The organism is Pseudomonas sp. AD21 (genome assembly GCF_002878485.1).
Classification (GTDB): domain Bacteria; phylum Pseudomonadota; class Gammaproteobacteria; order Pseudomonadales; family Pseudomonadaceae; genus Aquipseudomonas.
Window position 1 is genome coordinate 58,450 of sequence record NZ_NQYG01000004.1, and the last position, 21,872, is coordinate 80,321.

Annotated in this window: 19 protein-coding genes; 12 read left to right on the forward strand and 7 right to left on the reverse strand. The window is 61.8% G+C overall.

Going from position 1 to position 21,872, the window contains the following annotated elements; genetic code table 11:
• The first annotated feature begins 23 nt into the window (after positions 1–23).
• The gene (locus tag PseAD21_RS03475) at positions 24–938 is read left to right on the forward strand and encodes a LysR family transcriptional regulator (protein WP_102354518.1); all 915 of its coding nucleotides are present in this window, start codon (positions 24–26) and stop codon (positions 936–938) included.
• Between the two features lie 97 nt (positions 939–1,035).
• On the opposite strand, the gene hrpB is transcribed toward PseAD21_RS03475, so the two are convergent.
• Complete coding sequence (gene hrpB / locus PseAD21_RS03480; protein WP_102354519.1) at positions 1,036–3,555, reverse strand: ATP-dependent helicase HrpB; 2,520 nt, start codon at positions 3,553–3,555, stop codon at positions 1,036–1,038.
• Between the two features lie 363 nt (positions 3,556–3,918).
• Between hrpB and PseAD21_RS03485 the strand changes: the two genes are divergently transcribed.
• Together PseAD21_RS03485 and PseAD21_RS03490 are read left to right on the forward strand one after the other, a co-directional pair.
• Positions 3,919–4,338, forward strand: a complete 420-nt coding sequence (locus PseAD21_RS03485) for a hypothetical protein (RefSeq protein WP_025108718.1) — start codon at positions 3,919–3,921, stop codon at positions 4,336–4,338.
• A 15-nt stretch (positions 4,339–4,353) separates the two neighbouring features.
• Positions 4,354–5,262: a cation diffusion facilitator family transporter gene (locus PseAD21_RS03490; RefSeq protein ID WP_102354520.1), complete on the forward strand. Its 909-nt coding sequence runs from the start codon at positions 4,354–4,356 to the stop codon at positions 5,260–5,262.
• Here the strand turns inward: PseAD21_RS03490 and PseAD21_RS03495 are convergent.
• Positions 5,256–6,323, reverse strand: a complete 1,068-nt coding sequence (locus tag PseAD21_RS03495; RefSeq protein ID WP_102354521.1) for a DUF6515 family protein — start codon at positions 6,321–6,323, stop codon at positions 5,256–5,258. The genes PseAD21_RS03490 and PseAD21_RS03495 overlap by 7 nt on opposite strands.
• A 455-nt stretch (positions 6,324–6,778) precedes the next feature.
• Here PseAD21_RS03495 and PseAD21_RS03500 point away from each other — a divergent pair, with 455 nt between their 5' ends.
• Entirely contained in the window at positions 6,779–7,258 is a 480-nt protein-coding gene (locus PseAD21_RS03500) for an Lrp/AsnC family transcriptional regulator (protein WP_007909658.1), read from the forward strand.
• 217 nt (positions 7,259–7,475) lie between these two features.
• Positions 7,476–7,685, forward strand: a complete 210-nt coding sequence (locus PseAD21_RS03505) for a DUF2788 domain-containing protein (protein WP_003228500.1) — start codon at positions 7,476–7,478, stop codon at positions 7,683–7,685.
• Here the strand turns inward: PseAD21_RS03505 and PseAD21_RS03510 are convergent.
• The 4 genes from PseAD21_RS03510 to PseAD21_RS03530 form a co-directional block, all read right to left on the reverse strand.
• Positions 7,680–8,315, reverse strand: a complete 636-nt coding sequence (locus tag PseAD21_RS03510; RefSeq protein ID WP_102354522.1) for a pseudouridine synthase — start codon at positions 8,313–8,315, stop codon at positions 7,680–7,682. The genes PseAD21_RS03505 and PseAD21_RS03510 overlap by 6 nt on opposite strands.
• 72 nt (positions 8,316–8,387) lie before the next feature.
• Positions 8,388–9,887 (reverse strand): AMP nucleosidase, encoded by a 1,500-nt coding sequence (gene amn, locus PseAD21_RS03515; RefSeq protein WP_178082085.1) that lies wholly within the window; start codon positions 9,885–9,887, stop codon positions 8,388–8,390.
• Positions 9,888–10,069: 182 nt separating this feature from the next.
• On the reverse strand, positions 10,070–11,719 hold the full coding sequence (locus PseAD21_RS03525; RefSeq protein ID WP_102354523.1) for an acyl-CoA dehydrogenase family protein: 1,650 nt from the start codon (positions 11,717–11,719) through the stop codon (positions 10,070–10,072).
• A gap of 97 nt (positions 11,720–11,816) precedes the next feature.
• Positions 11,817–14,165 (reverse strand): hybrid sensor histidine kinase/response regulator, encoded by a 2,349-nt coding sequence (locus PseAD21_RS03530; protein WP_102354524.1) that lies wholly within the window; start codon positions 14,163–14,165, stop codon positions 11,817–11,819.
• Positions 14,166–14,652: 487 nt separating this feature from the next.
• Between PseAD21_RS03530 and PseAD21_RS03535 the strand changes: the two genes are divergently transcribed.
• The 4 genes from PseAD21_RS03535 (at position 14,653) to PseAD21_RS03550 (ending at position 18,189) form a co-directional block, all read left to right on the forward strand.
• Positions 14,653–15,450: a hydroxymethylpyrimidine/phosphomethylpyrimidine kinase gene (locus PseAD21_RS03535; RefSeq protein WP_102354615.1), complete on the forward strand. Its 798-nt coding sequence runs from the start codon at positions 14,653–14,655 to the stop codon at positions 15,448–15,450.
• Between the two features lie 18 nt (positions 15,451–15,468).
• Positions 15,469–16,092 carry a thiamine phosphate synthase gene (gene thiE / locus PseAD21_RS03540; protein ID WP_102354525.1) on the forward strand — a complete coding sequence of 208 codons (624 nt, stop codon included), beginning with the start codon at positions 15,469–15,471 and terminating at the stop codon, positions 16,090–16,092.
• A 33-nt stretch (positions 16,093–16,125) separates the two neighbouring features.
• The gene (gene hemL / locus PseAD21_RS03545; RefSeq protein WP_102354526.1) at positions 16,126–17,409 is read left to right on the forward strand and encodes a glutamate-1-semialdehyde 2,1-aminomutase; all 1,284 of its coding nucleotides are present in this window, start codon (positions 16,126–16,128) and stop codon (positions 17,407–17,409) included.
• A gap of 225 nt (positions 17,410–17,634) precedes the next feature.
• Positions 17,635–18,189 carry a tetratricopeptide repeat protein gene (locus PseAD21_RS03550; RefSeq protein ID WP_003228518.1) on the forward strand — a complete coding sequence of 185 codons (555 nt, stop codon included), beginning with the start codon at positions 17,635–17,637 and terminating at the stop codon, positions 18,187–18,189.
• Positions 18,190–18,310: 121 nt separating this feature from the next.
• Here PseAD21_RS03550 and PseAD21_RS03555 read toward each other — a convergent pair whose 3' ends face one another.
• Entirely contained in the window at positions 18,311–18,640 is a 330-nt protein-coding gene (locus tag PseAD21_RS03555; RefSeq protein WP_003185742.1) for a DUF1820 family protein, read from the reverse strand.
• Between the two features lie 133 nt (positions 18,641–18,773).
• On the opposite strand from PseAD21_RS03555, the gene miaB reads away from it, so the two are divergent.
• The 3 genes from miaB to ybeY all read left to right on the forward strand — a co-directional run bounded on the left by miaB (position 18,774) and on the right by ybeY (position 21,869).
• On the forward strand, positions 18,774–20,102 hold the full coding sequence (gene miaB / locus PseAD21_RS03560) for a tRNA (N6-isopentenyl adenosine(37)-C2)-methylthiotransferase MiaB (RefSeq protein ID WP_102354527.1): 1,329 nt from the start codon (positions 18,774–18,776) through the stop codon (positions 20,100–20,102).
• A gap of 281 nt (positions 20,103–20,383) precedes the next feature.
• Entirely contained in the window at positions 20,384–21,382 is a 999-nt protein-coding gene (locus PseAD21_RS03565) for a PhoH family protein (protein WP_102354528.1), read from the forward strand.
• Positions 21,375–21,869: an rRNA maturation RNase YbeY gene (gene ybeY / locus PseAD21_RS03570; RefSeq protein ID WP_102354529.1), complete on the forward strand. Its 495-nt coding sequence runs from the start codon at positions 21,375–21,377 to the stop codon at positions 21,867–21,869. The genes PseAD21_RS03565 and ybeY overlap by 8 nt, the downstream gene beginning before the upstream one ends.
• The last annotated feature ends 3 nt before the right edge of the window (positions 21,870–21,872 follow it).

Here is a 21,872-nt window from a genome sequence, read left to right on the forward strand (position 1 = left end):
GTCCGCTCGTCCTGAGGTTTGCCGTGGCCGCCTACAATTTGCGTCAACTCAAATACTTCATCACCACCGTCGAATGCGGCAGCGTTGCCGAAGCTTCACGCAAGCTGTACATCGCGCAACCGGCGATCTCCACGGCAATCAAGGGCCTGGAAGACAGCTTCGCCGTGCAGCTGCTGATCCGCCATCACGCTCAGGGCGTGTCCCTGACGCCCAGCGGCGCACGGTTTTTCCGCAAGGCGCAGGAGCTGTTGCGCATGGCCCGGGAGTTCGAACAGAACGCCCTCGCCGACAACGACATCGTCGCCGGGCAGATCGACATTGGCTGTTTCGAAACCGTCGCCCCGCTGTATTTGCCGCAATTGATTGCCGGGTTTTCCACGCTCTATCCCGGGGTGAAAATCCGCATCCGTGACGGCGAACAACAGGAACTGGTGCTGGGCCTGACCTCGGGCACGTTCGACCTGGTCATCCTTTATGAACACGAACTCGACGCCACCATCCAGACCGAACCACTGATGCCGGCGCAACGCCCGTATGCGCTGCTGCCGGCCGACCACCGTTTCGCCCAGTACAAGCAAGTGTCGCTACGCGATCTGTGCCTGGAGCCAATGATTCTGCTGGACGTACAGCCGAGCCGGACCTACTTCGTCAGCCTCTTCGAAGAGCTGGGCCTGACCCCGCGCATCGAGTTCAGCTCGCCGTCAATCGAGATGGTCCGCGGCATGGTCGGCCAGGGATTCGGCTTCTCGGTGCTGGTCACCCGTCCGCATTCGGAATGCACCTATGACGGCAAGAAAGTGGTGTGCGTGGAGATAGCCGAAGACGTCACCGGCTCAGGGCTGGTGGCGGCGTGGCTCAAGCGTGGGCAACTGACCAAGCCGGCGCAGTTGTTCGCCGATTACTGCCGGGAACAACTGACGGGCAAAGCGCGTATTTAGCAGCGAACACGCTCCGACCCATTGCGGGAGCGGGCTTGCTCCCACAGTAGATCGATGTCGCACCGTCAATGAATGGCAGGTTGCGATGTTTTGATCTTCACGTGCCGCGCGGTTTGGCCCGCGCAGTGGCCTCGGCCACCAACGGATCATCCGGCCAATAGTGCTTCGGATACCGCCCCTTCAAATCCTTCTTCACCTCGGCATAGGTACTGCGCCAGAAGTTGGCCAGATCCTGCGTCACCTGCACCGGCCGCCGCGCCGGGGACAATAGGTGCAACTTGACCACTTGCCGCCCGCCGGCAATCCGTGGCGTCTCGGCGAGGCCGAACAACTCCTGCAGACGCACCGCGAGAATCGGCGGCTGCTCGCTGTAATCCAGACGAATCGATGACCCGGACGGCACACTGATGTGATGCGGCGCCAGCTCATCGAGCCGCTGTGGTAACGGCCACGGCAGCAGGTTACGGACGATGCTCGACAGGTCCAGATTGGCGAAATGACTGAGCCGCGAGACCTTGCCCAGATATGGCATCAGCCAGTCTTCGAGGTTTTTCAGCAACGTCGCGTCGCTGACATCCGGCCATTGGCTTTCGACCTGAGCGTTCAGATCCAGCTGCCGCAGCAGGGCGACCCGCGCCTGCCACTGACGCAGCTCCGGCGTCCACGGCAGCAACTCCAGACCTTTGCGCCGCACCAGATTGACCAGCGCCTGACTGCGTGCCGCTTCGTCGAGACCGGTCAACGGTTCGCGGCTGAGGATCAGCTCGCCGACCTTGCGCTGACGCTCGGCGCGCAGCACGCCTTCGCGTTCGTCCCAGTCCAGTTGATCGACGCAACTGACCTGCTCAGCCAACACTGAATCGAACAGCGCCGGATCGAAATCCGCCGCCAGATAAATCCGTTCCTCGCGCTGACCCTGACGGCTGCCGAGGTCGGCAATCACAATCCATGGCTCCTTCATCAGGCTGTCGGCTTCAGCGAACAGCGCGGCGCGTCCATTGGCCAGACGATATTCCGCGCCACCGGCACGCCGCTGTTGGGCGACGCGGTCCGGGTAGGCCAGCGCCAGCAGCGCGCCGAGCCAGCGCGGATGATCGGGATCGCTGACCGGCGCGCTCGCCTTGCCGCGCAAGTAACCGCGATACTGTCGCGCCAATTGCCGGGCCCGTTGCACGCCACCTTGTGCACCGCGCGCCGCACGTTCTTCACCGCAGAGCAGGACCAAGCGGCTGTGCAGATCAGCGCCGGCACCGCGCAGGATATCGCGCTCGCCGAGCAGTGCCGCAACGTCGCACGCCATGTTCGCCAGCCCCAGCGCATGACCGCGCAGCAACAGATGGGCGATGCGCGGATGCGCCGGCAGTTCAGCCATGGCCTGACCGTGCGCGGTCAACGTTTCGCCTTCGAGCGCGCCGAGTCGCTGCAACAGATCCTGTGCCTGTGCATAAGCCGCCGTCGGTGGCACATCGAGCCAGACCAGTTCGCCCGGAGTCACGCCCCAACGCCCGAGTTGCAGCGCCAGGCTCGCCAGGTCCGCCGAAAGAATTTCCGCGCTGCCGTAAGCGGCGAGTTGTTCGTGCTGGTCCTGTGACCACAGGCGATAACACACCCCCGGCTCCAGACGCCCCGCCCGGCCGGCGCGTTGGGTGGCGCTGGCCTTGGAAATGCGTTGGGTGTCGAGGCGGGTCATGCCGCTGCCAGGGTCGAAACGCGGCACCCGCGCCAGCCCGGCATCGATCACCACACGCACGCCATTGATGGTCAAACTGGTCTCGGCGATGTTGGTCGCCAGCACCACTTTGCGCTGGCCGGTGGGAGCCGGGTCGATCGCGGCGCGCTGCGCATTCAGATCCAGTTCGCCGTGCAGCGGGCAGAGCAACACGTCGCTGCGCTCGCCAATGGCATCGCTCAGTTGCTGATGCACGCGACGGATTTCCGCCTGCCCCGGAAGGAACACCAGCAGGCTGCCGGTCTCATCGTGCAGGGCTTCAAGTACGGTCTGGGTCACGCGCTGGTCGATGTATTCGCCGGGCTGGAACGGCCGCCCCCAGCGCATCGTCACCGGGAACATGCGCCCTTCGCTGCGCAGGATCGGCGCGTCATCCAGCAAGCCGGCCAGACGTTCGCCTTCCAGCGTTGCCGACATCAGCAAAATCTTCAGCGGCTGTTCAGCTCGGAACAGTTCACGACCGTTCAAACTGAGCGCCAATGCCAGATCGGCATCGAGGCTACGCTCGTGGAATTCGTCGAAGATCAGCAGGCCCACGCCTTCCAGCGCCGGATCGTCCTGCAGGCGCCGGGTGAGAATGCCTTCGGTGACCACCTCGATACGGGTGTTGGGGCCGACCTTGCTGTCGAGGCGGATGCGATAACCGACGGTTTCACCGACCTTCTCGCCCAGTTCGCTGGCCAGTCGTTCAGCCGCCGCACGCGCTGCGAGACGCCGCGGTTCGAGCATGAGGATGGTCTGCCCGGCCAGCCACGCTTCATCGAGCAAGGCCAGGGGCACGCGGGTGGTTTTACCGGCGCCGGGCGGTGCTTCGAGCACAGCTTCGTGGCGTGTCGCCAACGCTTCACGCAGGGCAGGTAAAACTTCATCGATCGGCAAAGAAATCATGCTGGCTCCCCAGGGCGTGCCCACCGTAAATTGCGAGTCGCGTTAAAGCTGTGAGCGTGCCAGGCAAGGCGCGGGACGCAGGTGAGGGTCGTTTCCTTGCCAAGTCCCGCAACGCAGCATGGCGTGCTCACAGCATTAGCCCGGAGGGCCGAACCCCGACAGGATTCATCAGCCTTCACGCGGTGTCGATCTGGAGAAAACAACTTCAATCCTCAACATATTTCGGTAGGGGTGAGACGAGGCCGCAATTTACTGTGGGCATGCCCTGCCAGCCGCGAGTATAACGGCGAACTGCTTGGCGTTCGTCAGGGTCTTAACTTCACAAGACGAAGCTTCGTTAATAGATGACTCAGGAGATTTTCCATGCGCTTACCTTCTCGCCTGATCGGCGGTGTACTGGTCGCCACCCTGCTCACTCAACTCACTGCCTGCGGTTCGATTTTCTACCCGGACCGTCGCGGCCAGATCGACGGCAAGATTGACCCGGCGATTGCCGTGCTCGACGCTGTGGGCCTGCTGTTCTACGTGATTCCCGGCCTGATCGCCTTTGCGGTCGACTTCACCACCGGCGCGATCTATTTCGAACCGGGCCACACCGCCCAGGTCGATCCGGCCAAGCTGAAACAAGCCATTGGCCCGGACGGTCAGGTCGATAACCTCAAGTTGCAGGCTATTCTCGAAACAGAACTGGGCCGCAACCTGCCACTGGACGATCCACGTCTGATCCAGCACAAGGGCAGCACTCAACAACTGGCGATGTTTGGCCTGCAACCTGCCGCATAAGGACATTACGACCACATGACCACCAGCCCCGAACACGCCCGCCTGCTGCGGCTGGCGACCCGCGCCTCGGTCGCGGTGGCCTGCACGCTGATCATCGCCAAAGCCATCGCCTGGTGGCTCAGCGGTTCGGTGAGCATGCTCGCCGGCCTCACCGACTCGGCGCTGGATGGCGTTACCTCGCTGCTCAATCTGCTGGCGGTGCATTACGCGCTGCGCCCGGCCGATGACGATCACCGTTACGGTCACGGCAAGGCCGAGTCGCTGGCGGGTATGGCTCAGGCACTGTTCATCGGTGGCAGTGCGGTGCTGATTGCCTTTCAGGCGTACGAACGCATCCAGCAACCAGAGCCGCTGGGCGCGCCTTGGTTGAGCATTGGGGTGATCGTATTCTCGCTGCTGCTGACCGCTGCGCTACTGACATTGCAACATCGGGTGATCAAGCAGACCGGCTCCAACGCGGTGCGCGCCGACTCGCTGCACTACCGCTCGGACATGCTGCTCAACGGCAGCATTCTGATCGCGCTGGTCCTCGCCGGCATGGGCTTTCATCAGCTCGATGCATGGTTCGGCCTGGGGATTGCGGCGTACATTTTGTGGAGTGCGGTTCAGATCGCCCGGGAAAGTTTTTCGGTGCTGATGGATGAAGAGCTGCCAACGGACGTCAGTCAGCACATGCTCGAACTGGCCTGCGGCGTACCCGGCGTGCTGGGCGCACATGATCTGCGCACGCGGATCTCGGGCAATCACTGGTTCGTGCAGTTGCACCTGGAGTTGCCGGGAGAGCTGACCCTGTCAGTCGCCCACGGCATCAGCGATCAGGCGGCGGATGCGATTCACGCCGCCTACCCGCGAGCCGAGGTGCTGGTGCACGCCGACCCGCAGGAAGTGGTCAAGACCGAACGGGCGCAAACCCGGCTTCAGTAAGACACCTGATAACCGCGACTGCTCAGGCAATTGCCCTGAGCCTGACGGTAGGCCTGCACCACTTCGGGCGCCGGTTGATACGTCGCGGTACGCGGATCGAAACCGCTTTGCTGTACCGCGTATTGGTAGCACTGGTAACCGTCCTGCTGGACTTGTTCCGGCGACTGACCGTTGGCGGGATAAGCCTCGACGTCATAACCCTGGGATTGCGGCTGGGGTTGCGGCGGTTGCTGCACCGGCGGCTCGACCACCACGTAATCCTGGGTGGCTTCCTGATAGGCGTAATAGGAGCCGGCAGCGAGGAACAGCAGCGCACCGCCGATCCACACTTCACGCGCATAGTCCGGCAGATACTGGGTACGAATCCCACGTGGCGGTTGCACGACGATGTAGCGCGGGCCTTGCGGGCGATACCAGTAGCCACCGGAATAGAAGTAATCCTGGCCGCGATACGGCACACGGTATTCGCGATCCGGGAAGCGGTCGATCACATGCCCCGGGCGGTACTGCGGGCCTGGGCCCCAGCCGTTGCCATGCCCGTCCGGGCGGCCCGGCCAGCGATTGTCATTGGGCCGGTTGCCGGTTTGCCATTGCTGGTTGTGGTAACCATTCTGCGGACGCTCGTCGCGGTAGTAACCCTGGCGCGGTTCCTGGGTCTGACGCACGGCGTCGGGCCGTGGCTGGATCGGCAGATTGTTCGCCGGTGGCGGTGGCGCCTGATGAACCGGAGCAGGCGGGTTGGGCGCGCGGTTCTGGTTCTGCCACTGACCGTTGTTTTGCCATTGACCGTTATTATTGTGCTGCTGGCTGTTGTGCTCGAACTGGCGGCTGTTGTCGCCACGAATGATTTCGTTGTTCTGCGGCCGCGGCTGATTTTGCGGCGGCGGATTGTTCTGCCCGTGCGGCTGACGCTCGCCGCCATGCCCCTGATTGCCCTGATGTTCACCACCGTGCCCGTTATTCTCGGGACCACGATTCTGTGGCTCGTCGGCAAGCGCTTGCGCACTGACACTCACACACAGCAAACCAACACCGGCCAGACGCCAGATGCGCGACTTCATGCTTTTCCTCACTGCGGGTAATAAGGGGCTTGTAACTAAGACCGGGAATACACACACCGGGTTCTGCGACAGGTTATCAGTCACGAAACTTATTTATTGAGGATGGCGGCGCTGCAAGGCACAAAAATCGCAGGCAAGAAAAAAGGGAGACCCGTCGGCCTCCCTTCTAGAGAACTTCGTCCTGGCTCGACGCTTTTGACGTCGGCTCACCTCACGCCGTCTTCTGGACAGTGTGCAGCTCGGGGGCCGGCACATCCCCGGTGGGGGTGGCGGCCGCGGCGGGCCTGATTGGGCGGGCCGCAGTGGACTGTGTTACCGAGCAGTGATTCTGGTGATAAGAATAGGCCGGAGGCCGCGACAGAGGATTGCGAAGATTGCTCAAATAAACACCACTTGCGCAATTTTTAACCCTGGATAGATAATCCGCCGCAATAGTTACAACCAAGGACAGATTCATGAGCAAACTCGACCGTTATGACCTGAGTATTTTGGCTGAATTGCAGCGCGACGCCCGCATCTCCAACCAGGAACTGGCCGAGCGCATCGGTCTGTCGCCCTCGCCCTGCTCGCGCCGGGTCAAGCAACTGGAGGACGACGGCTACATCTCACGCCAGGTCGCCCTGCTCGATCGCAAGATGCTCGGCCTGAGCCTGACCGCCTACGTGCTGATCGGCATGGACCGGCACACACCGGAGCGTTTCGAAAACTTCGAAGCGGCGATCCGCACCCTGCCGCAGGTACTGGAATGCAGCCTGGTGACCGGCGTCGATGCCGACTATCAGTTGAAAGTGGTGGTGCCGGACATGGATCACTATCAAAAGCTGCTGCTGGGGCACCTGACCCGGATTGAAGGGGTGACCAGCGTGCGCTCGAGTTTTGTGCTGAATCAGGTGCTCAACAGCACTGAATTGCCGCTGACGCATCTGCGCAGCTGAAACCGCTTTCGCGAGCAAGCCCGCTCCCACAATTGGTCTTCGTCGAGCACACAATTTGTGTACCACCGAGCTCACCTGTGGGAGCGGACTTGCTCGCGAAGAGGCCGGTACAGGCAGCCCCTCACTGCGGCACACCGACGCAGGTCAATGCGGCCTCAGCTACCCTCGGCGTATAATCGCCAAGCCCTTTCAGCCGCGCCTGCGCCGGAGATGCCCGATGGATCCTGCAGTATTCGAAGAGTGGATGATGACTGGCCTGGTCAGCATCCTGATCATTTTCATGGGTTTCATCGTCTGGGATCTGGCGAAGAAGTCCAAGGCCGGGCGCTTCGGCTCGTTCATCCTGTTCTTCGTGCTGGGCCTGGGCGTGGCCGCGTTCATCATCAAGAGTGTGGTGATCGGCCTGATCGAATCCGGCGCGCTATAGACGCGCCGGCACTTCCTTCCATTGGCCCTGATCGAGCCCTTCGATTGTCCAGTCGCCAATCCTGCCCCGCCCCAGCCGCAACGTCGGCAGCCCGACCGCTGCGGTCATCCGCCGAACCTGACGGTTACGCCCTTCGCGAATCACCAGCTCCAGCCAGGTTGTCGGAATCGTCGCGCGAAAGCGTACCGGCGGATTGCGCGGCCACAGCTCGGGCTCATCCAGTTGCCGCGCTTCGGCGGGCAAGGTCATGCCGTCATTCAGTTCGACGCCGTCACGCAGACGCTGCAACTGCTCAGCCGTCGGCACGCCTTCGACCTGCACCCAATAGGTTTTCGCCAGCTTGTGCTTGGGATCGGCGATCCGCGCCTGCAACTGGCCGTCGTTGGTCAGCAGCAGCAAACCTTCGCTGTCGCGGTCCAGCCGTCCGGCCGGGTAGATGCCCGGAACGTCGATGTAATCCTTGAGCGTCGCTCGCCCTTCGCCATCGCTGAATTGCGTCAGCACATCGAACGGTTTGTTGAACAGGATCAGCTTCGGCTCGGCCGGCGGCGCCTTGGCGACACGGCGCGGTGAGGAAGACTGAGACTTCACGCCAGGGCGACGGGAAGGTGGACGCGGGGGACGGGACATAAGAGAACAGACATTTAGCGATCAGGGCTGACAATGCTAGTGCCCCGACCACCAAATGACCACGACTAACCGTTATCGGAACGGCGGCTCGTCGAAGCTGCGCAGTTTGCGCGAGTGCAGCGAGTTGAGTTCGGTGCGCAGCAGATCCACCGCCTCGATGCCGATCTTCAAATGCTGGCTGACCGCACGCTCGTAGAACGCGTTGGCCGAGCCCGGCAGCTTGATTTCACTGTGCAGCGGTTTGTCCGAAACGCACAGCAACGTGCCGTACGGCACCCGCAGGCGATAACCCTGGGCGGCGATGGTGCCGCTTTCCATGTCCACGGCCACGGCGCGGGACAGGTTGATTAGCGGACGTTCCTGGGCCCAGCGCAGCTCCCAGTTGCGGTCGTCGTAGGTCAGCACGGTACCGGTGCGCAGACGCTTTTTCAGCTCTTCGCCCTTCTCGCCGGTGATGTTGGCGGCTGCTTGCTGCAGCGCCATCTGCACTTCGGCCAGCGCCGGGATCGGAATGTTCGGCGGCACTACGCGATCGAGAATCCCGTCACGACGCATATAGGCGTGAGCGAGTACATAGTCGCCGATGGTCTGCGACTGACGCAGCCCGCCGCAGTGACCGATCATCAGCCAGCAATGCGGACGCAGCACCGCCAGGTGGTCGGTGATGTTCTTGGCGTTGGACGGGCCGACGCCGATGTTGACCAGGGTCACCCCATGGCCATCGCTGGCGATCAGGTGATAGGCCGGCATCTGGTAACGGTGCCAGACCACGCCGGCGGCAATCGCCGAGGCTTCGCCGTGATCCATACTTTTCTCGATGATCACGTTACCCGGCAGAACCATGCGCACGAAACGCGGGTCTTTGCGCAGTTGTTCCAGGCCATGGACGATGAACTGGTCGACATAGCGGTGGTAGTTGGTCAACAGGATCCATGGCTGCACATGGCGCCAGTCGCTGCCGGTGTAGTGCACCAGGCGACGCAGGGAGAAGTCGACCCGTGCGGCGTCGAACAGTGCCAGTGGCAGCGGATCGGTGTTTTCCCAGTCATAGAGACCGTCGGCGATGCCATCGGTGGCAGCGGACAGGTCGGTACTCGGAAACACCCGCGCCAGCACGGCAGCGGTGACGCCCGAGCCGGCCAGCTCATCGCCCTGCTCGACCACATACGGGTACGGGATGTTCTGTTGGCTGACGCCGACTTCCACGGTCACGGTGAAGTCGTGCATCAACGGCACCAGTTGTTCCAGCAGGTATTTGCGGAACGCCTTGGGGTGGGTGACGGTGACGCTGTAGGTGCCCGGCAGTTGCACCTTGGCGTACGCGCGGGTGGTCTGCGGGACTTCGCCCTGGCACAGGTAGGTCAGACGCAGTTCGGGATAACGAAACAGTGCGCGCTGCGCAGCGTCAGGCTCGACGCGATCCTTGAGGTAACGCTTGAGCGCCGAGTTCAGCGCAGTGGTGGCCCGCTCGTGCAGCTCGGCCAGACGGTCCACGGCTTGTTCGGCGGTTTGAACGACAATAAACGCTTCGGTCACGATCAGCTTCCTGTGTTCTGACTTGCAGAGCTTCATCTTGCCTGCATCGTGACGCCACGGGAACAGTGGCATGTTGGCAACCGCACAATATATGGACACACCCACGATCCCTGTAGGAGTGAGCCTGCTCGCGATAGCGATGTATCAGTCGACATTTGCATTGACTGGTACACCGCTATCGCGAGCAGGCTCACTCCTACAGGGGGATTTTTGGTGTGTCAGAAACCTTGCGGGGTTGAGCGGGTGACGATGGCTTCGACGTCCAGCCCACGCGGCAAAGTGCCATAAACGCGAGCGCCGCCGCTCAGCCGGCTGGCAATAAAGGCATCACTCACCGCTGAGTTTCCGGCTTCCAGTAACAGCTTGGCCTGCAGCCCCAGCGCAATATCCTCGGTCAGCTGCCGCGCGCGGTACTGAATATCGCTGGTGTCCTTGAACTGCGCCTGCAACTGCTGGATGTGCGCGGCCAGGCGCTTGTCGCCATGGCCGTCACCCAACTCGCTGAACAGCACATCGAGCACGCCCGGCTCCTTCGACAGCGCGCGCAACACGTCCAGGCACTGCACGTTGCCCGAGCCTTCCCACGTCGAGTTGACCGGCGCTTCGCGATACAGGCGCGGCAGAATGCTCTCTTCTACATACCCGGCACCGCCCATGCATTCGGCGGCTTCGTTGATCATTGCCGGCGCGCGCTTGCAGATCCAGTACTTGCCCACCGCCGTCACCAGCCGGGCGAATTGCGCTTCGTGGCGGTCGCCCAGATGATCCAGCGCCTGGCCCATGCGCAGGCTCAGGGCCAGCGCGGCTTCGCTTTCCAGAGCGAGGTCGGCCAGTACGTTCTGCATCAACGGTTGCTCGCTGAGCAGTTTGCCGCCGACCTTGCGGTGCACGCAGTGGTGGCTGGCCTGGGTCAGCGCCTGACGCATCAGCGAGCTGGAGCCGACCATGCAATCGAAACGGGTCATCGCCACCATCTCGATGATGGTCGGCACGCCACGCCCTTCTTCGCCGACCATCCACGCCAGGGCGCCACGGAACTCCACTTCGCTGGAGGCGTTGGACTGGTTGCCGAGTTTGTTTTTCAGGCGCTGGATGTAGAACTGATTGCGCGTGTCGTCCGGCCGATGGCGTGGCAGCAGGAAGCAGGTCAGGCCCTTGTCGGTTTGCGCCAGCGTCAGGAACGCATCGCACATCGGCGCCGAGCAGAACCACTTGTGGCCGACCAGTTCATAGGCCTGGCCCGGGCCACTGGCACCGACCGGATAAGCCTTGGTGGTGTTGGCCCGCACATCGGTGCCGCCCTGCTTCTCGGTCATCGCCATGCCGATGGTCACGCCGGCCTTGTGCGCCATGCCGATGTTGCGCGGGTCATATTCGGTGGCGAGGATTTTCGGCAGCCACTGCTCGGCCAGATCCGGCTGCAAGCGCATCGCCGGGACGCTGGCGAAGGTCATGGTCAATGGGCAACCGCTACCGGCCTCGGCCTGGCTGTGCAAATAGCTCATCGAGGCGCGGGCGACATGCGCGCCATCCTGCGGATGGGTCCATGGCGAAGAAGTCAGGCCATGCTCGATCGCGGTGCGCATCAGCTCGTGATAAGCCGGATGAAACTCCACCAGATCGATACGATGACCGTAGCGGTCATGGCTGACAAAAACCGGTTTGTTCTGGTTGGCGAGGAACCCCGCTTCCATCAACGGCCCGCCGGCCAGCGCACCGTAGACATCGATCCGCGACTCGGCCCAACCGGCGCCGAAACGGCGCGACCACTCCTGTAACGGCAGGTCGATGCGGTACAGATTGGCGCCGTCCAGCGACGGTGGCTGGTTGGTGACTTCGTGGGTTTCGGCGAACTGATGCAGGTTCATGACGGGGCTCCTTTGGTCAGCCAAGGAATTCAGTTAAGCACCGCCCCGTGGCTGATCAAAGTGTCATATACGCCGAACTGCCGGCGCTTTCGCCCTATTATGCGCTGAGCACCCGACGCTCCAGCGCCGTTTGCAGGTCTTCGAATTTCACCGGTTTGTTCAGGTAATCGATACGCGTGCCAGGCGCGCAATGCTCGCGATCCGTGCCCTGGGCCAGCATGAACACCGGCACATGGGCACAGCCCGGCAAGGCGTGGATCTGGCAGCACAACGAAGCCCCCTCATGGCTGGGCAACTGGCAATCAATCAGTACCGCGTCGAAGGTTTCCCGTTGCAGGCAATCGACTGCCGCCGTGCCGTTGTCGGCCGTGCGCACGCGGAAACCGAGCTTGAGCAGCATGCCGCGCATCACCAGCTGATTGACGCTGTTGTCGTCCACGAGCAGCACCGTGCAGTCCTGCGGCGCACGGCTGCGATCGTGCAGCGGGCTCGGCGCCGTCTCGACCACTGGCAGCTCGAATTCGACATCCAGCTGAAAGCGGCTGCCGCGTCCGGGTTCTGAACGGTGGGTGAGCTTGCCGCCGAGCAACTCGACCAGTTGCCGACAGATCGCCAGGCCCACGCCCAAGCCACCGTATTCGCGAGTCATCGAGCCGTCGAGCTGGAAGAAACGCTGATACATCGTCGCCTCGCCCAGATCGGTGAAACCGATGCCGGTGTCGATCACTGCAAACGACAGGGCCAAGCGGTTTTCCGCCGCCGGTTTGCCAGTCACCCGCAGCGCCAGGCCGCCGACCCGGGTGAACTTGATCGCGTTGTCCAGCAGGCACTCCAGGCATTGCGCGAGTTTGGCGCTGTCGCCGTGCAAACGGTCCGGCAGGGTCGGGAGCACCTCGACCTTGAAGTCCAGCGACTTGCCCGCCGCATTGCCATCGAACTGAACGCGCAAGGCCTCGACCACCGCACGCAGACTGAAACTGCCCGGCGTCGCCTTGAGCTTGCCAGCCTGCAGTTCGGTGAGGGTGAGGATGCCGTTGACCATGCGCATCATTTCCCGGGCAGAACCGGCGGCGGTTTGCTGGTACTGCTCCAGCTCAGGTTCCAGCTCGACCGTCTGCATCAGCTCCAGCGAACCGATCACCCCGTTCATCGGCGTGCGCAATTCGTGAGTCAGGGTCGCGAGGAATTCGTCCTTGAGCTTGTTGCTGTGGGCCAGTTGCTGGTTGAGCACTTCGAGCTTCTGCCCGGCGTCGAACAGAGTTTGCGCCTGCTGCTCGCGCATGGCATTGATGCGGTCGGCCAGCGCCAGCGACAGCAATGCCACTTCAATCGCCGAACCGATCTGACTGGCGTACATGGTCAGGAACACGTTCGGCAGCAAGCCGAGCACCATTAGCGTGTTGACGATGCCGCCGAGCAAAAACGCCGACCAGGCAATGATGAAATAACGCGCCACGCGCAGGCCGCGCCACCAGGCCAGAATCCCGGCGGCGAAAATCACCACGGTGAAGGTCAGCGCCAGTATCGTCGCCAGACGCAGTGACAACGCGTAACTGGTCATCAGCGACAGGCCGATCACCAGGGCGCCGAACGCGATCAGGGCGATCAGCAAGCGGTCGAGCCAGCGGCTGTGGTTTTTGGTCTGCAGAAAACTGCGGGCGAACTGGCTGCCGAACAGGCCGGCACAGCCGATGAAAAACGGTGTGGCGGCGTTGGCCCACCACGGATTGTCCGGCCAGAAATACTCGACCGCCGCGCCGTTCACCGACAGTTGATAAAGGCCGAACGAGGCAATGTAGAAGATGTAATAGAGGTAGCTGGTGTCGCGCACGCTCAAGTAGATGAACAGGTTGTAGACCAGCATCCCCAGCAGCACGCCATAAATGATGCCCAGCACATACAGGCGCACGGGTTGGTCTTCGAGGTACGCGGTGCTCGACCATAACGTCACCGGCGCCTGAATCGAGCCTTCGCTGGCCAGGCGCAGATAAAGGGTTTGTTGCTGGTCGGGGGCGAAACTCAGGTCGAACAGGTAGTTGTTCTGACGGATCTCGCGACTGGCGAACGGCAAGGCGTCGCCGGTCTGCCGGATCAGGCGATAGTCGCCGTTGGCATCGGCCATGTACAGATCAAGGTGATCGAGCGGCGGGGACGCCAGCTCCAGCAGCCAGGGGCGCTGTGCGGCCGGATTATTCGGACGGTAACGCAGGTCGATCTTCAGCCAGAACGCCGAACGCGAGTAACCGGCATTGAGCGTGGCTTTATCGTGGGCTTTGAAATTACCCGCCGCCGCTTGAGCGCGGACGTCGGCGATGTTCGCCTGACCGCTCGGGTCTTCGAACACCTGCAAGGAGCGACCCAGGGGAAGGCTCTGGGTATTTTCGTCGAACTCGACGGCGCTTGCGAAGAGGGGCAAGCAGAACAGCAACATCAGCAAATAGCGCATTGAAGCCCCAGCGTGGCTCGTCCGGTTGTGTCAGGAAGCCCCCCATTCCCTTTGAGTAGACGTAAAACCGGTATTACCTGTTATTGGTTTGGATCCAGACTAGCATAGCCGTTGATGGCCATTGAGCACCATCAAAATCTTTACGACAAAGGCTCTAGAACGGGCGTTTCAGAGCAAAGCAGCGGGCTAGAGCTGTTGAGTTGGTCAGCTCACTACTACACCCGATATGTGAATACCTTTGTGGTGAGGGGATTTATCCCCGATCGCTTGCGAAGCAGTCGCAAAGTCAGCCAGCGCGGTGCGCCAGCAGAAATCGGGTTGCAGGGTCTGGGGCCGCTTCGCGACCCATCGGGGCGGTGCGACGTTTCGCTAAATCCCCTCGCCACAGTTGTGAGTGAACTCAGGGTGGCAGCTTGTCAGACAATCTATCGGCGAACGCTGTCAGGACTGAACCCCAAAATCAGGTTTGGTGGTAAGCTCGCGCACCATGAATATCTACAGCTCCCGCCCCGTTGTCCTCTGTCTCTCCGGCCACGACCCCAGTGGTGGCGCCGGCTTGCAGGCAGATATCGAAGCCCTGCTCGCGCAGGGTTGCCATGCGGCTCCGGCCGTCACCGCCCTGACCGTGCAAGACACCGTCAACGTCACTGACTTCCGCGTCCTCGACCGTGAGTGGGTACTGGCCCAAGCCAATGCCGTGCTCAACGACTCCGAAGTCGCTGCGGTCAAACTGGGCATGCTCGGTTCGCTGGAAATGGTCGACACCGTTGTCGAACTGCTTGCGGCGCACCCGCACTTGCCAGTGGTCTGCGACCCGGTGCTGCGTGCCGGCGGCGGTGGACGCCTGGGCAAGGACGAGGTCGGTTATGCGATGCGCGAGCGTCTGCTGCCGCTGTCGATCATTGCCACTCCCAACCTGCCTGAAGCCCGGATCCTCGCCGAGCTGCCCGAAGGCACCGCGGACGAGTGCGCTGAAAAACTCCTGCCGTTCGTCAAAAACCTGCTGATCACCGGCGGTCATGGCGACGAAACTGAAATCCACAATCGCCTGTACAGCCGTGATGGTTTGCGTGAAACCTTCTACTGCCAGCGTTTGCCAGGCAGCTATCACGGTTCCGGTTGCACCCTGGCCAGCGCCCTCGCCGGTCGCCTGGCCCAAGGTGAAAACCTCGCCAGCGCCGTACGCACCGCGCTGGATTACACCTGGCGCACCCTGCGCGATGCCGAACAACTGGGTAAAGGCCAGTTCGTGCCGCGTCGCCTGCCGCTGGATTTTTGCTCGTAACGTCGTGAGGTCTGCCTGATGAAACTACGTGGTCTGTATGCCATCACCGACAGCACACTGCTCGCGGGCAAGTTTCTGTCGTACGTGGAGGCGGCGCTGGAAGGCGGCGTCACCCTGCTGCAATACCGCGACAAAAGCAGCGATGAGGCGCGCCGCCTGCGCGAGGCCGAAGCGCTGCGTGACCTGTGTGAGCGCTACAAGACTCATTTGATCATCAACGATGACGCCGAACTGGCCGCGCGCCTGAACGTCGGCGTGCATCTGGGCCAGACCGACGGCCCGCTGTCGCCGACCCGTGCGCTGCTCGGTTCGAAAGCCATCATCGGTTCGACCTGCCACGCGCAAATCGCGCTGGCCGAACAAGCCGCCAAAGAAGGCGCGAGCTATGTCGCCTTCGGCCGTTTCTTCAATTCCAGCACCAAGCCCGGCGCGCCGACGTGCAGCCTCGATCTGCTCGACGAAGCCAAGCGCACGCTGCACCTGCCGATCTGCGCGATTGGCGGCATCACCCTCGACAACGCCGCCCCGCTGGTGGCCCATGGCGTCGACCTGCTCGCGGTGGTGCATGGCCTGTTCGGCGCCGACAGCAGCGCCGAAGTGACCCGCCGCGCGCGCGCCTTCAACGAACTGCTTTCTATTTAAGTAGCTTAGAAAATCTGATTTGAGAGCCCGATCATGTCTCGTTCCGAAACCCTGTTTGCCGATGCCCAGAAACACATTCCCGGTGGTGTGAACTCGCCGGTTCGCGCGTTCAAGAGCGTGGGCGGCACGCCGCTGTTCTTCAAGCACGCCGAAGGCGCCTACGTCACTGACGAAGACGACAAGCGCTATGTGGATTACGTGGGTTCGTGGGGTCCGATGATCCTCGGCCACAGCCACCCGGACGTGCTCGACGCGGTACGCAATCAACTGCAACACGGTTTGTCGTACGGCGCGCCGACCGCGATGGAAACCGAGATGGCCGATCTGGTCTGCTCGCTGGTGCCGTCGATGGACATGGTGCGCATGGTCAGCTCCGGCACCGAAGCGACCATGAGCGCGATCCGTCTGGCCCGTGGTTACACCGGTCGTGACAGCATCATCAAGTTCGAAGGCTGCTACCACGGTCACTCCGACAGCCTGCTGGTCAAGGCCGGCTCCGGCGCACTGACCCAAGGCGTGCCGAGCTCCGCCGGTGTACCGGCCGCGTTCGCCAAGCACACCCTGACCCTGCCGTTCAACGACATCGACGCGGTTGAACAGATGCTCGCTGAAGTCGGCCAGGACGTTGCGTGCATCATCGTCGAGCCAGTGGCAGGCAACATGAACTGCGTACCGCCGGCGCCGGGCTTCCTCGAAGGCCTGCGCTCGCTCTGCGACAAGCATGGCGTGGTGCTGATTTTCGACGAAGTGATGACCGGTTTCCGTGTCGCCCTCGGCGGTGCCCAGGCCTACTACGGCGTCAATCCTGACCTGACCACTTTCGGCAAGATCATCGGCGGCGGCATGCCGGTCGGCTGCTTCGGCGGCAAGCGTGAAATCATGGAGCGCATCGCGCCGCTGGGCCCGGTGTATCAGGCCGGCACCCTGTCGGGTAACCCGCTGGCGATGGCCGCCGGTTTGACCACCCTGCGCCTGATCAGCCGCCCGGGTTTCCATGCCGAGCTGACCGACTACACCACGCGCCTGCTTGACGGCCTGCAACAACGTGCCGATGCCGCGGGCATTCCGTTCGTGACCACGCAGGCCGGCGGCATGTTCGGTCTGTACTTCAGCGGCGCCGACGACATCGTCACCTTTGAAGACGTGATGGCCAGCGACGCAGCCCTGTTCGGTCGCTTCTTCCACCTGATGCTGGAAGGCGCCGTGTACCTGGCGCCGAGCGCCTTCGAAGCCGGTTTCACCTCGATCGCCCACGGCGAAGCCGAGCTGAAAATCACTCTGGACGCTGCCGAGCGTGCCTTCGCTGCACTGAAGTAATGGCCGTGACGCTGACGTTGGCCATTGCCAGCGTCAGCATTCACCTACACTTGCGTCGTTTTTCCCACGCCTCTGCTAAAAATCTGCCAGAAAGTGGCCGATATATTCCCCGCGCAGCAGAAAAACGAGTAAAGACTTTGTAAGGTTGGCCCTGCTTATTTCATAATGCGCGCTTATTGGATCCCTCGATGGGTCCGCGTGCCCTTCAGAGGTAAGTCGATTCCCATGAACCGCACCGGCCGCACCCTTGCCTTGGGCTGCCTGTTGCTCCTTCAGCCCCTGCTCGCGCATGCACAAGCAGGCGGCAACTCGTTGTTGATCCCGGCGATGGGTCGTTGCACCCTCAACACTCAGCCGCAAGACGTCACGCAGGCACTGGCCGCCTGCCAGAAAGCGGCGGACGAAGGGGACGCGCAAGCGCAGTACGAGTTGGGTGAGTTCTACTACGACGGCAAGAATGCGCCACGCGACCTCAATCAAGCCCTGAGCTATTTCGAAAAGGCCTCGCTGCAAGGCCACGCTCAGGCGCAGTTCAAGCTCGGCACCATGTTCTTCCACGGCGAAGGCGTGCAGGCCAACAACATTCAGGCGTACATCGTGCTGAAGATGGCCGCGGTCAACGGCGCTGAAGATGCATTGGACACCGCCGACGAAGTCTCCGAAAAAATGTCCCGCGAAGATCTCGAAACCGCCACCCAGGTGCTCGGGCAAATTTTCCGTAAATACCTGATGGAACTGCAGAGCGCCGATGGGCGTACGCCGTTTTCGCCCCTACCCTGATAAGCGATAGTTCCCACGCTCTGCGTGGAAATTCATCCCGTGACGCTCCGCGTCACCGACGCAGAGCGTCGAAGGCGGCATTCCCACGCGGAGCGTGGGAACGATCAATCCAGGTTCGGTTTTACTTCTCAGGCATCGGCATCGGAAACGGCATCACATTGCCGACCGCGCCGCGGGCTTCGCTGATTTTCGGGGTGCCCAGACGTTCCACCTCGTCGATGCGCACGATCGAATGCATCGGCACAAAGCTGCGCACCACGCCTTCGAACTGCGCCTTGAGCTTCTCTTCGCTCGGATCGACCACCACTTGCGTGCGCTCGCCAAAGACGAACTCTTCCACTTCCAGAAAACCCCACAGATCACTTTGATAGATCTGCTTGGCGTACATTTCGAACACCTGGCCCTGGTTGAGGAAAATCACCTTATAGATTGGAGCTTCGCGTTTGGTCATGGCGGGGGGATAACATCGGGGATAAAAATGAGGGCGCAAACTATAGCATAGCCACTGGACGCACAGCGGTAGGAACCTGAGGGCTTGTTCCCTATAATGCGCGGTTCTTTGAATCACGTGACGACCCTACTCCATGGCCAAGAAGCTTTACATCGAAACCCACGGTTGCCAGATGAACGAGTACGACAGCTCGCGCATGGTCGATCTGCTGGGCGAACATCAGGCCCTGGAAGTCACGGCGCGCGCGGAAGATGCCGACGTGATTCTGCTCAACACCTGCTCGATCCGCGAACGCGCCCAGGATCGGGTGTACTCGCAGCTCGGCCGCTGGCGCGAACTGAAACTCGCCAACCCGGAGATGGTGATCGCCGTCGGCGGTTGCGTGGCCAGCCAGGAAGGCGCGGCGATCCGTGATCGCGCACCGTATGTCGACGTGGTGTTCGGCCCGCAGACCCTGCACCGCCTGCCGGAAATGATCGACGCTGCGCGTATCACCAAGCTGCCGCAAGTCGACGTCTCGTTCCCGGAAATCGAAAAATTCGACCACCTGCCCGAGCCGCGCATCGATGGCCCGAGCGCGTACGTGTCGGTGATGGAAGGCTGCAGCAAGTACTGCACGTTCTGCGTGGTGCCCTACACCCGTGGCGAAGAAGTCAGCCGGCCGTTCGACGACGTGCTCGCCGAAATCATCCACCTCGCCGAAAACGGCGTGCGTGAAGTGACCCTGCTGGGGCAGAACGTCAACGGCTATCGCGGCACCACCCATGACGGTCGCCTGGCCGATCTGGCGGAGTTGATCCGCGTAGTGGCCGCCGTTGATGGCATCGACCGCATCCGCTACACCACCTCGCACCCGCTGGAGTTCTCCGACAGTCTGATTCAGGCCCATGCCGACGTGCCGGAGCTGGTGAAACACCTGCACTTGCCGGTGCAGTCGGGTTCCGACCGGATTCTGGCGGCAATGAAGCGCAACCACACGGCGCTGGAGTACAAGTCCAAGCTGCGCAAACTGCGTGCAGCGGTGCCGGGCATCTGCATCAGCTCGGACTTCATCGTCGGTTTCCCGGGCGAAACCGAGAAAGACTTCGAACAGACCATGAAGCTGATTGCCGATGTCGGTTTCGACTTTTCCTACTCGTTCGTCTACAGCCAGCGCCCGGGCACCCCGGCAGCCGATCTGGCCGATGACACTCCGGAAGAGTTGAAGAAAGAACGCCTGAACGCCTTGCAGCACCGTCTGAATCAGCAAGGGTTCGAGATCAGCCGACAAATGGTCGGTTCGATCCAGCGCATTCTGGTCACCGACTACTCGAAAAAAGACCCGGGCGAGCTGCAAGGACGTACCGAGAATAATCGTATCGTCAACTTCCGCTGCGATAATCCGACCCTGATCGGCCAGTTCGCCGACGTGCACATCGACGCGGCACAACCGCACTCGCTGCGCGGCTCGCTGGTCCAATAACACCATTGCATTGTGGATAGGCTTTTGTGGCGAGGGGATTTATCCCCGATGGTTGGCGCAGCCGACCCAAAGCTGAAGTTACGGTGAATCTGCCATACCGAGAGCTCTGGTTTTGGGGCCGCTCCGCGGCCCATCGGGGATGAATCCCCTCGCCACAGATAACTCCACCCGCCACAGAAAGGCGTTCCAAACTCGCATCCATATTTAAGAGCTTTCGCACCCAAGCCTCTGGCGTTATCCTTGATTTCATCTTAATTGCCCCAGGGCGGCTAAATACGACCTTGAACGCACCCATAGAACCACATCGTTTTATCCTCGAGCCTTTTGAGGCTCGCCGCTTCGCCAATCTGTGCGGGCAATTCGACGAGCATTTGCGCTTGATCGAACAGCGCCTGACCATCGAGATCCGCAACCGCGGAAACCAGTTCGAACTGATCGGCGAACCCAAGCACACCACGTCTGCGGAAAACCTGCTGCGCCGCCTGTACCGGGAAACCAAAGGTACCGAGCTGTCGCCGGACCTGGTGCACCTGTTCCTCCAGGAATCGGCCGTGGTCGAGCTGGACAATCACGCCCCCGCCGAAGCCTCCGTCGCCCTGCGCACCAAGAAAGGCATGATTCGCCCACGCGGCTTGAATCAGCTGCGCTACGTGAAGGAAATCCTCGGTAACGACATCAACTTCGGCATCGGTCCGGCCGGTACCGGCAAGACCTACCTGGCCGTGGCCTGCGCGGTCGATGCACTGGAGCGCGAGCAGATCCGCCGCATCCTGCTGGTGCGTCCGGCGGTTGAAGCGGGTGAAAAACTCGGCTTCCTGCCCGGCGACTTGAGCCAGAAGATCGACCCGTACCTGCGCCCGCTGTACGACGCCCTCTACGAAATGCTCGGCTTCGAATACGTGGCCAAGCTGATCGAACGTCAGGTGATCGAAGTTGCGCCGCTGGCCTACATGCGCGGTCGTACGCTGAACAACAGCTTCATCATTCTCGACGAAAGCCAGAACACCACCGTCGAGCAAATGAAGATGTTCCTGACCCGCATCGGCTTCGGCTCCACCGCGGTCATCACCGGTGACATCACCCAGGTCGACCTGCCGCGCGGCACCAAGTCCGGCCTGCATCATGTGATCGAAGTGCTCAAGGACGTGCCGGGCATCAGCTTCACGCACTTCCAGCCCAAAGACGTCGTGCGCCACCCATTGGTGCAGCGGATCGTCGAAGCCTACGAGCGCTTCGAAAGCCGCGCCGATGCCCCCAAGGAAACCTCGCGCGATGCTTGAGCTGGATCTGCAAATCGCTACCGAAGCGAAAGCCCCGAGCGAAGCCGAGTTCCGCCAATGGTGCGAACTGGCCCTGCGCCAGCGCACTGCTGACTCGGAAATGACCATTCGCCTGGTCGACGAGGCAGAAGGCCGCGAGCTCAACCACACCTGGCGCCACAAGGACTACGCGACCAACGTCCTGTCGTTTCCTGCCGAAGTACCCGACGAGTTTCTCGACATCCCACTGCTCGGCGATCTGGTGATCTGCGTGGCCGTGGTCGCGCGCGAAGCCGCCGAACAAGGCAAGGAACTTAAAGCGCACTGGGCACATCTGGTCATTCACGGCTGCTTGCATCTGCTTGGTTACGACCATATAGATGACGACGAAGCCGAAGAAATGGAAGCACTGGAACGCGAGTTGCTTGCCGAATTGGGCTATCCCGATCCGTACGCGGACGACGAAACCGAAACATCCCCTATCGTTACAACAAAGGATTCAGAGTAATCG